This window comes from Streptomyces sp. NPDC060031 (genome assembly GCF_042736805.1).
GTDB lineage: Bacteria > Actinomycetota > Actinomycetes > Streptomycetales > Streptomycetaceae > Streptomyces.
Map to the genome: position 1 here is coordinate 14,501 of NZ_JBHWVM010000028.1, position 9,821 is coordinate 24,321.

Annotated in this window: 8 protein-coding genes and 1 pseudogene; 2 read left to right on the plus strand and 7 right to left on the minus strand. The window is 75.1% G+C overall.

What is annotated here, in order from left to right:
• Positions 1-19 precede the first annotated feature (19 nt).
• Entirely contained in the window at positions 20-526 is a 507-nt protein-coding gene (locus ACFWB8_RS15335) for a TetR/AcrR family transcriptional regulator C-terminal domain-containing protein (RefSeq protein WP_385226214.1), read from the plus strand.
• Here the strand turns inward: ACFWB8_RS15335 and ACFWB8_RS15340 are convergent.
• Positions 432-1,358: an SDR family oxidoreductase gene (locus ACFWB8_RS15340; protein WP_385226121.1), complete on the minus strand. Its 927-nt coding sequence runs from the start codon at positions 1,356-1,358 to the stop codon at positions 432-434. The genes ACFWB8_RS15335 and ACFWB8_RS15340 overlap by 95 nt on opposite strands.
• Before the next feature lie 147 nt (positions 1,359-1,505).
• Here ACFWB8_RS15340 and ACFWB8_RS15345 point away from each other — a divergent pair, with 147 nt between their 5' ends.
• Positions 1,506-2,288: a hypothetical protein gene (locus tag ACFWB8_RS15345; protein ID WP_385226123.1), complete on the plus strand. Its 783-nt coding sequence runs from the start codon at positions 1,506-1,508 to the stop codon at positions 2,286-2,288.
• Here the strand turns inward: ACFWB8_RS15345 and ACFWB8_RS15350 are convergent.
• The 6 genes and pseudogenes from ACFWB8_RS15350 to ACFWB8_RS15375 all read right to left on the minus strand — a co-directional run bounded on the left by ACFWB8_RS15350 (position 2,212) and on the right by ACFWB8_RS15375 (position 9,821).
• A pseudogene (locus ACFWB8_RS15350) lies at positions 2,212-3,583 on the minus strand (MFS transporter). The gene ACFWB8_RS15345 and the pseudogene ACFWB8_RS15350 sit on opposite strands and share 77 nt — an antisense overlap.
• A gap of 24 nt (positions 3,584-3,607) precedes the next feature.
• Complete coding sequence (locus ACFWB8_RS15355; protein WP_385226125.1) at positions 3,608-4,906, minus strand: alkaline phosphatase family protein; 1,299 nt, start codon at positions 4,904-4,906, stop codon at positions 3,608-3,610.
• Positions 4,907-4,925: 19 nt separating this feature from the next.
• On the minus strand, positions 4,926-5,888 hold the full coding sequence (locus tag ACFWB8_RS15360) for a galactokinase (protein WP_385226127.1): 963 nt from the start codon (positions 5,886-5,888) through the stop codon (positions 4,926-4,928).
• Positions 5,885-7,798 carry a class I SAM-dependent methyltransferase gene (locus ACFWB8_RS15365; protein WP_385226128.1) on the minus strand — a complete coding sequence of 638 codons (1,914 nt, stop codon included), beginning with the start codon at positions 7,796-7,798 and terminating at the stop codon, positions 5,885-5,887. The genes ACFWB8_RS15360 and ACFWB8_RS15365 overlap by 4 nt, the downstream gene beginning before the upstream one ends.
• A complete protein-coding gene (locus ACFWB8_RS15370; protein ID WP_385226130.1) occupies positions 7,795-8,976 on the minus strand; it encodes a glycosyltransferase in 1,182 nt (393 codons plus the stop codon). The genes ACFWB8_RS15365 and ACFWB8_RS15370 overlap by 4 nt, the downstream gene beginning before the upstream one ends.
• Positions 8,973-9,821 carry an alpha/beta fold hydrolase gene (locus tag ACFWB8_RS15375; protein WP_385226132.1) on the minus strand — a complete coding sequence of 283 codons (849 nt, stop codon included), beginning with the start codon at positions 9,819-9,821 and terminating at the stop codon, positions 8,973-8,975. The genes ACFWB8_RS15370 and ACFWB8_RS15375 overlap by 4 nt, the downstream gene beginning before the upstream one ends.

A 9,821-nucleotide genomic window follows, 5' to 3' on the forward strand; every position in this document is an offset into this window, starting at 1 on the left:
CGCCGATGACAACCGGGACCTGCTCGCCCGCCACCCCTGGATCGCCGGCCTGGCCGTCACCCGCCCCCCGCTGGGCCCCGGCGTGATCGGGAAGTGCGAGCACGAGCTGGCGGCCTTCGACGGCATCGGCCTGACCGACGTCGAGATGGACGCCGCCCCGACCCACCTGCTCGGCTTCGTCCACGTGAACGCCCTGGCGGCCGCCGACGCCGCCGCGCACAACGGCCGCCAGAGCGACGAGGAGTGGTGGGCCGTCAGCGCACCGCTGCTGGAGCGGGCCATGGGCGCCGAGCGCTACCCGCTCGCCGAGGCGCGTCGGCAGCGCGGTCGGCGGCTACGACCCGCAGACGGTCTGGGAGTTCGGCCTGCGGTGCGTCCTGGACGGGCTGGCCCGGCTGATCGACGCACGGCTGGGTCGGCGGTAAGCCCGGTCAGCGGTAGCCGGTGGTGTCCGCCGGACGGTCGGGGTCCTGGACCTCGACCATGTACCGCCAGGCGTCCGGCCGGCTGCCGTCGAGATCCGTGAAGCCGTAGACCCGGGCGAGCTGTCCGCTGGAGAGGGACTGCCCGTTCCAGCGCGACACCTCCGGGTCGGCGGCCAGCGCCGCGACCGCGCGCCCCACGTACGAGGGGGACTCGGAGATCGCGAAGTGCGGGACCTTTTCCAGGGCGTCACGCCAATTGGCCTCCGTCACCCCGAAGGTGTCCAGCATCATCTCCGAGCGCAGCCAGCCCGGGGTCAGCGCGACCGCGGTCGCGCCCCGCGGCCCCAGCTCGTGCCCGAGGGCGAACGCCATGCGCAACACCGCCGACTTGGCGATGTCGTAGAAGAACGACACCCGGTAGCGGCTCGCGTTGTACTCGGCCGTGCCGTCCGTCATCTCCACCACCAGACCGCCGCCGGGCCCGCGCAGCAGCAGCGGCAGCGCGTAGTGACTGGTGATGGCATGGGTCTCCACCGCGAGCCGCATCAGCCGCAGCCCCTTGTCCAGATCGTGCTCCCAGACCGTGCTCTCCCACTCGAAGAGCAGCTCACCGCCCCAGATGTCGTTCACCAGCACGTCCAGGCGGCCCTGCTCGGCATCGATCCGCCCGACCAGCGCCTCGACCTGCGCGGGCACCAGATGGTCCGCGACCACCGCGATCCCCTGCCCGCCGGCCGCCGTGACCAGATCCGCCGTCTCCTCGATCGTCTCCGGCCGGTCGTACTCCGAGCGCCTGCCACGGGTGCTGCGCCCCGTCACGTACACGGTCGCGCCCCGGGCGCCCAGCTCGACCGCGATGCCGCGGCCCGCACCGCGCGTGGCCCCCGCCACCAGGGCGACCGTGCCTTCAAGAGTTCGCTGAGTTTCCGCCATGATCCGACCCTACGTCGCCACCGCCCGCAGGGCGCGGCACACGGCCCGCGCGTGCGGGTGGCCGGATCGGCGGTCTTTCGCGCGGACCGACGGCTGGATACGACTGGGGCCCGTGGCCTGCCCGCGACCCAGGGAGACGTGCACCCGATGAGCACACCCGGTATGACGAGCTTCGACGAGATCTACGGATTACCCGACCCGCGGGGGTACTTCACCCGGTTCGGGCCGTACGAATACCAGACCCCGCACCACGCCCAGGCGGTGTTCCGCGCCCTGACCGGCCGCGAACTCCCGCCGGGACGCCCGGCGATGATCGACCTGTGCTGCTCGTACGGGATCAACGCGGCGCTCGTCAACCACGACGTGACCCTGGATGAGCTGTACGAGCGCTACACCTCGGCGAAGAGCGCCGAACTGACCACTGCCGAACTCATCGACTGGGACCGGGACTTCTACGCGTCGCGGCGGCGCTCCGACGCCGTCCGGGCCATCGGCGTCGACGTGTCGGGGCCCGCCGTCGCCTACGCGCTGTCCGTCGGCCTGCTCGACGAGGGCTACTGCGAGGACCTGGAGACCACCGAACCCGGTAGGGGACTGCGCCGGGCGGCGGCCGGAGCCGGCCTGATCACCGTCACCGGCGGCGCCAGCTTCCTCACCGAGCGCACCTTCGGGCGGCTGTTCACCGCCGCCGGGCGGCCGGTGCCGGTGGCCGCGTTCGTACTGCGCACCCACGACTACCGGCCGATCTCCGGGTGCCTGCGGTCGTACGGGCTGGCCGTGGAACGCTCCACCGCCACCCACCCGCAGCGCCGCTTCACCGACCCGCAGGAGCAGCGGACCGCCGTCGAGACCGTCACCGCCCTCGGCGAGGACCCGGCCGGCAAGGAGAGCGCCGGGTACTTCCACACCCGGCTGCACCTGGCCCGCTGACCCCGCCGACGCGGCGGGCCCCGCGGATCCGGTACGAGGCGAGGGCGCCGGCCGGGGCCAGGACCAGCAGCAGCCCCCCGGCCGCGGCCGCGAGCGCCGTGCCCGGTCCCCACAGGGTCCAGGCCGCCCCGAACAGCAGGGACGCCGCGAACCGGGAGAGGGCCTGCACCGTCTGCAGCACCGCGAGCCCGGTCGCGCGCAGCTCCTGCGGAAGCAGCGGCCCGGCGGCGGCCATCAGCACCCCGTCGGTGGTGGCGTAGAACAGGCCGAGCAGGGACAGGACGCCGACGGCCAGGAAGGGCCCGGCGGAGAACGGCGTCAGGAGCAGCAGGCAGGCGCCGAGCAGCAGCACGTGTCCGCCGAGGAAGACCCGGTGGCGGCCGCGCCGGTCGGCGAGCCGCCCGGCGGGCAGCGCGGCCGCCAGGAACACCGCGGCCGCGGCGACGGGCAGCAGCGGGAAGTAGACGGCCGGCAGGTCGAGCCGGCGCTGGAGCAGCAGGTAGAGGAAGGCGTCGCCGACGGTGAACAGGCCCAGCGCGGCCGTCGTCAGACACAGCGTCCCCAGGCCGGGGACGCGCAGCAGCGTGCGGAGACCGGGGGTGGGCGCGCGGGCGGGTACGGGTGCGGGTGCGCGGGCCGGTGTCGGCGCCCGTGTCGTTGCCGGCGCGGGGGTCTCGCGTACGAACAGTGCGAGCAGCACCACACCGAGCGCGGCGACGCAGGCGCTCACGGTGAACACGGCGCCGTACCCGTCCACCGCCACCCACAGCACCCCGAAGGCGGCCAGCGGCCCCAGCAGCGCACCGGCCGTGTCCATGGCGCGGTGCACTCCGAAGGCCCGGCCCTGCTCGCCGGGCGGGCAGGACAGAGAGATCAGCGCGTCGCGCGGCGCGGTGCGCAGCCCCTTCCCGGTCCGGTCGGCGGCCAGCACCGCCGCCACCGACCAGGGGGTGGCGACGGCGAGCAGGGCCGCCCTTGCACGCGGCGGAGATCGCATAGCCCGCGCCCGCGACGAGCTTGCGGCGGTGGGTGCGGTCCGCGACCCGGCCGCCGACGATGCGCAGAGTCGCGGTGGCGCCCTGCTGGAGCCCGTCGAGGGCGCCGAAGGCCAGCGGGGTCATGCCGAGCCCGGCCACCAGGTAGAGCGGCAGGACGGCGGTGACCATCTCGGCGGAGACATCCGTGACCATGCTGACCAGGCCGAGCACGACCACGGTCGCGGGGACCGGTGTGTGGCGGCCGGGCGGGGCGAGGCCCTGGGCGGTGTCGGCCGCCCGGCCGGCGGACAGGTACACGGGTGTCTCCCCGGGTCGCAGCGGTCAGAACCAGTTGAGGGTGAGGGGGAAGGTGGTGGTGGAGGTGGTTGTGGTGGTGTCGGTCGCGGTGGCGGTGATCTGGATGGTTCCGGTGGCCCAGGGTTTGCCGGTGATGCGGCCGGTGGTGGTGTCGAGGGTGAGGCCGAAGGGGAGGGCGGTGGTGGTGTAGCGGACGGGGGGTTTGCCTCCGGTGGTGGTGAGCTGGACGGTGCAGGTCTGGTTGAACTTGCAGGTCTGGGGGCCGGGGTTGGCGAGCTTGAGGTCACCGGGAGTCGGGGTGGGCGTGGGTGTGGGCGTCGGGGTGGGTGTCGGGGTGGGTGTCGGGGTCGGCGTCGGCGTCGCGGTGGGCGTCGGGGTGGGCGTAGGCGTCGGCGGGGTGCCGTCGAACACCTCCGTGATCGGCTGGACGTTGGCGGCGTTGCCCGCGTGCGTCGCCGTCCCGAACAGGTCCTCCAGGGTGCGCAGCAGGTGGTGGTGGCTGTACGCGGTCGCGTACTTCCCGTTCTTGACGTGCGCCCCGTAGAAGACGGTGGCTATCTGGTTGGAACCGAGGTAGTTGTCCTCGTCCCATGTCAGCACCAGCAGACTGTTGTTGGCCTTCGCCCACTGCGCGTAGGCGTCGAGGCTGCTCTTCGTCCAGGTGTCGCCGGTGCCCACCGCGCAGGAGTGCATGTCGTTGCACAGGTTGGGTACCACGAAGGACAGGCTGGGCAGCGCCGCGAAGTTGTTCTGCGGGAACTGCGCCCAGGTCTTCCCGGTGCCCAGCGGGATGTTCTTGAAGGCGAACCACGGGTTGTGCTTCTGCGCGTACTGGCCGCTGGTGCAGGCTGTGGAACCCTCGCTCGGCAGGTCCTCGTTGTACGTGCCGAAGGACTTGCCCGCCGCGATCACCTCCTGGCCGAGGTTGGCGGCGGTCATCGACTGGGCGGTGTAGCAGCCGTCCCCGGTGATGCCCTGGGTGGCCCCGGAGAACAGGTTGAAGTAGTTCGGCTGGCTGGGGTGGGTCAGCGCCTTCATGCCGGTGAGGCTCGCGCCGCCGTTCGCCAGCTGGTTGATGTAGGGGGCGCTCGCGCTGCCGATGATGTCGCCGTACTGCTTGTTCTCGAAGACGGCCACGACCACGCGATCGTACGAGGGCAGCCCGGCGACGGCGCTGCCGGCCGTGCTGACGGGAGCCGAAGGTCCGTCCGCCGCTTCGGAGTTGGCGATGGTGAAGGCGCCCAGCAGGCCGATCGCGCCCAGTGCGGCCACGAGAGCGGACCGGCGGGCCCGCCGTCTTCTGGGACTGTGCAGGGGGCTCATGAAGTGGTTCCTCCTCGTGTCATTCCTCCCGCCGGGCCGCACCGGCCACGGCGATGTTCAGGAAGCGCGGCACGGGTTGCCCCCGGCCGCGGAACTCCTCCGCGACCGCGGCCCGCACCGCCGCCAGGCGTGCCCCGGGCAGCAGGACGAGGACGCTCCGCCCCGGTCCCGGCCCCGGCGGCCAGGCACTCAGCGCCCCGGCACTGCGGGCGCAGGCCACCGCCCGCGCCACCTCGGCCCCGGGGTCGCCGCGCACCGCCAGCAGCACCAGCCGCGCCCCCGTGGCGGGCGGGTCGAAGGCGACGTACCGCGGTGCGCGCCCGGCGCCGCCCGACAGCAGCGCCGTGCCCGGCCGGGCGAAGAGCACGGCCCGGCGCAGGGCCTCGTCCCCGTCCGGCAGTGCCCCGGCCAGCAGCCGGGCCAGGCGCGCGCGGTCCGGCTCCTCGCCGGGCGGCGTGTGCACGTCCGCCACCGCGAGCGCCAGCGCGCAGTCGGCGGGCTCCGCCGTGGCCAGCCCCGCGGCCGCAGTGAGCGAGCCCTGCACGTGCAGGTCGGTGCCGCCGCGGCCGTACCCGGCGCGGGCCAGCGCCCGCAGCAGCGCGTACGGCCGCACGGCCCAGTCGGGGGCGTCGGGAACCGGCCCGGACAGGGTCAGCGGCAGATCACAGCTGTCGGCGGGGTGGGCGAGGGAGCTGAGCCGCACCAGCCCGTCGCAGCGCGCGGCGGCGGCGGCCGCCACGGGCCACCCGGCGGCGGCGACCAGCCCGGGCGACCCGAGGTGGAAGGCGTACGGGGCACTCCACACGGCGCCCGGCGCCCGGCCGTGCGCTGCCTCCAGCGCGTAGGCGACGAGCCGGAACAGCGGATCGACGGTGGCCCGGCGAGCCAGCCCGCCACCGGCGTCGGCCGGCGCCGGCTGGGCATCCGGCCGGGCATCCGGCTGGGTGGCCTGATGGGCATCCGGCCGGGTGGCCGGCGTCATCGGTCGGCCTTGCGGGCCAGCAGCCGGTACGCGTTGCCGCCGTCCGTGCGGCGGGCCGCCACCGTGCGGAAGGTGTCGAGCAGCGCCGCCGCGGCGAACAGTGGCAGCGCGGTCGTCCGTACGGCGGTGGCCCGGGCGCGGGTGCGGAGCGTGGCCGGGGGAGCCCAGGGGCGGTTCGGGTCCGGGGCCAGTCGGGAGGCCGTCAGAGCCACCGCGCCGAAGAAGTCGTTGCCCTGGTGGGCCGGGCCGTGCTGCTCGGACAGGAGGGTGAACCCCCGGTCGGCCAGCGCCCGGATCAGGTTCGCGGCCGGGATCAGGTGCTGGTGCTGCGGCTGGAACCACGGCAGCCAGGCGGGTCCCAGCAGCCTGGCCATCCGCGACTGCGGGTCGGGGACCTCGATGGCCAGGAGGCCGCCGGGGGCCAGGACCGCCGCGGCCGCGTCCAGTTCGGCGAGCGGCTCGCGGGTGTGTTCCAGGTAGTGGTACATGCTCACCACCTCGTACTGGCCCGCGAGCTTCCCGGCGAACTCCGGGAACTGGCCCTGGAACCCCGTCTCCACCCAGCCGCGCAGCTCCGCCTCGCGCACCCCGGCGCCCATGTCCAGGCCGTCGAAGCGGGTCCGCGGCCACACCGCGCGCGCCGCGTTGCAGAAGTGGCCGTGCCCGGTGCCGACGTCGAGCCAGGACTCGGGGCCGAGGGAGCCGGTGTGGGGCCGGAGCATCTCGGCCCGCCCGCGGTACGCCGCGCCGAGCCGCCCGAAGACGATGCCCGCGCCCTCGCCGCCGCGGCCGTCGTAGAAGTCGCGGTAGTAGAACTCCAGTCCCTCCGGGGTCAGTCGGGGGTTCTGGAAGACGTGCGCGCAGTCCGCGCAGCGCTCCAGGGTGAACCGCCCCGGCTTGCCCTGGAGCAGGTCCGGCACCGTGACCTGGACCGAGAGTCGCCGGGAGCCGCACCAAGGACAGTCCGGGCGGCGCGGTTCGAGGAACCGGTCGGTGCCGTCGGCCAGTTCGGCGCGGTAGGCGGCGGCCCGCGTCGAATCGGCGTCATCCGCGTCGCTGCCGGTGCCGCCGCCGGTACGGGCCGCGGCGGCGGCCGTACGCAGGCCCGCGCCGAGGGAGCGCACCGGCCGGGCCGCCGTGGCCCGGGCCAGATCGGCGGGACGCAGCCGTGCCCCCGGCCCGCCCAGGGCCAGGTACGGCTGCAGCCAGTACAGCCCGGCCGCGGCGGCGCCCCACCCGCGTCGGCGTACGACGGCATGCGCGAGCAACGCCAGCCCGGCGAGCTGCGCCGCGGCCAGCGCCCCCGCGGGCAGGCCCTGGGCCCGCAGCTCGGCGACGCGCGCCGGCCCGGCTTCCCCGGAAGGCGGGCCCGCACTGAGCCCGGGGGCGACGGCCAGCCCCGTCGCGTCGGCGGCGTACTCCTTCAAACGCCGCAGCAGGGCGAGGAGTTCGGGCGACTCGGGGCGCGGCCCGTCCGCGGCGTACCCGGCCCGCGCGAGCACCTCCTCGGCGACGAGCACGGCACATCCGGCGCCGCGCCCCTCGCCCAGCCGGTCCTCCCGGTAGCGCGCCGGATCCACCAGCCGCAGCAGCCCCAGCGCCCGCTCGGCGGCCAGATCGGCCGGCAGCAGGTCCAGCACCCGCAGGCCCTCCCGCTCGGCGTACGCGCAGGCGGCCAGGAAGGTCGCGCCGTCGGCCTCGACGCCGCGCGCCGCGAGCAGCCGCCACCCGGCGGCCCGCGGCACCCCGGCGGGCGTGACCGGGGGTTCGGGCAGCACCGGGATCGCCCGCAGCCGGCGGCGGGCCCGCACGGTGCCCGCCCCGAGGGCGACGAGCATCGCGGCACTGGCCCACGGGACCCGGGGGCGGGGGGTGGGAGAGGGGAGCACGGGGAGCGGGGGTGGTGTCATATCAGCTTCTCCAACCGGTCGGGCGCGGCGGCGGCTCCGCCGGCCGCGGCGAAGGAGGCCTGGATCCGCCGGGCGGCCCGGCGGGGGCCGGTCTCGTCCAGCACGGCCGTGAGCGCGTCGCGCAGTTCCTCGGCCCGGGCCCGGCCGAACCGCACCCGGACCCCGGCCCCCGCCTCCACCACCTGCCGGGCCACGATCGGCTGGTCGTCCCGGATCGGGGCGACCACCAGCGGCAGCCCGTGCGCGAGGGCCTCGCAGACGGTGTTGTGCCCGGCGTGGCAGACCACCGCGTCCAGGTGCGGGAGCAGAGCCGGCTGCGGGACGCGCTCCAGGTGCAGGACGTTGCCGGGCGCGGATCCGATCAGTGAGGCGGGCGCCACCAAGACCAACTGCACTCGGTCGGCGAGCCGTTCGGCGGCTGCGAGCACCGCCCCGTAGAAACGGGACCCGGCTTCCTGGTTGAGGGTCCCCAGGGACACCAGCACCCGTTGCCGGGCCGGATCCAGGGCCTGCCAGGGGAAACCGGGTCCGGCCGGCCGGGCGCCGAAGGCCGGGCCGACGAAGGCGTAGTGGGGAGGGAAGTCCTCGGCCCTGCCCACGAGTTCGGGGGTGGAGAAGACCAGTACCAGCCGTTCGGAGAACCGCGGATCCCAGTCGGAAGCGGCGGATCCGGCGACGGCGCCGTCACCGAACTCGGCGAGGAGCCCGCCGATCTGGCCGGCCACCCATTCGCCGACCCTCGGGAAGTCGGCGAACGGCCGCGTCAGCTCGGCCGAGGTGCTGGCGGAGGTGGCCCAGGGGATGCCGAGCCGCCGCGCGACCACCGGCCCCGCGAGCGCCTGCTGATCGGCGACCACCAGGTCCGGCCCGAAGGTGCGGGCCGCCTCCGTCACGCCGGGGACCATCGCGCGGGCCAGCGGGATCAGCGCCTCCTCCCACAGGAACCGCAGGGCCCCGACCCCGCGCAGGTCCCGCCACCGGGTGTGCAGGTCGGCGTAACCGCCGCCGGCCCGCTCGCCGGCCGGCAGGATCCCGGCGTGCGCGGGCAACAGCCGGGCCAGCGGTCCGGCCGGTCCGGTCCAGGCGATCTCGTGGCCCCGGGAAGCCAGTTCGGCCGCGACGGCCACCGTCGGGTTGACGTGCCCCGCCAGCGGCGGCACCACGAACAGCACCTTCATGGGACCAGCGCTCCCACCCGGGTCCCGGCCCTGACGGGCGCTGCCGGCGCGGCCGTGGCGTCGAGGTGGGCGAGCACGGCTGCCCGTAGTACCCCGCTGCTCTCCTTCAGTACGTCGTGGCCCAGACCCGGCAGGATGTCGAGCGTGGCGACCTGTGCGGCATGCCTGGCCAACTCGCGTGCCCCCGGCACTAGTTCGGAGTGCTCACCGCAGACGATCAGTACGGGGCAGCGGAGCCGGGCGTAGTCGGACGGGGTGAAGGTACGGCTGGCCGCGATGTCGTCGATGAGGGTGGTGCGATTGAGGAGCGCGTCGGCGATGGCCGTGAGGTGGGCGGCCTTGCGCAGGCGCAGGGTGAGCAGCTCGGCGGGGACCGGGCTGTCCTCCAGGCTGAGGGCTGCGGCCGACAGGGTGTCGACCATGTTCTCCACCCAGGCCCCGCTGAGCGGTGGTTCGAGGAGGGTCAGTCCGGCCACGAGGTCGGGACGGTCCAGGGCCGCGTGCAGGGCGAGCGTGCCGCCGTAGCTGTTGCCGACCAGGTGCAGCCTGCGGCCGCCCAGGCCGATGGCGCCGAGGACCGCGAGGAGGTCCCGTACGGCGGTGCGGCTGTCGTAACCGGTGGCCGGGCGCTCGGTGCGGCCGTGGCCGCGCAGGTCGTACAGGACGACCTCGTGCCCGGCGCGGGCCACCGGCAGCGCCAGGGGGCAGTAGAAGGAGGAGAGGTTGTCGACGACCAGCCCGTGCAGGAACACGACCACGGGCCGGTCGGCGGACCCGTCGGGGCCGGCCGTCGACGGCAGTTGCTGGACGTGGAAGCGGAGCGAGCCCGCGGAGACGAAGGCCAT

Bases quoted from the DNA above. Each gene is read 5' to 3' on its own strand.
- ACFWB8_RS15375 (WP_385226132.1), bottom strand. From the start codon at position 9,821: ATGGCCTTCGTCTCCGCGGGCTCGCTCCGCTTCCACGTCCAGCAACTG.
- ACFWB8_RS15370 (WP_385226130.1), bottom strand. From the start codon at position 8,976: ATGAAGGTGCTGTTCGTGGTGCCGCCGCTGGCGGGGCACGTCAACCCG.
- ACFWB8_RS15365 (WP_385226128.1), bottom strand. From the start codon at position 7,798: ATGACACCACCCCCGCTCCCCGTGCTCCCCTCTCCCACCCCCCGCCCC.
- ACFWB8_RS15360 (WP_385226127.1), bottom strand. From the start codon at position 5,888: ATGACGCCGGCCACCCGGCCGGATGCCCATCAGGCCACCCAGCCGGAT.
- ACFWB8_RS15345 (WP_385226123.1), top strand. From the start codon at position 1,506: ATGAGCACACCCGGTATGACGAGCTTCGACGAGATCTACGGATTACCC.
- ACFWB8_RS15340 (WP_385226121.1), bottom strand. From the start codon at position 1,358: ATGGCGGAAACTCAGCGAACTCTTGAAGGCACGGTCGCCCTGGTGGCG.
- ACFWB8_RS15355 (WP_385226125.1), bottom strand. From the start codon at position 4,906: ATGAGCCCCCTGCACAGTCCCAGAAGACGGCGGGCCCGCCGGTCCGCT.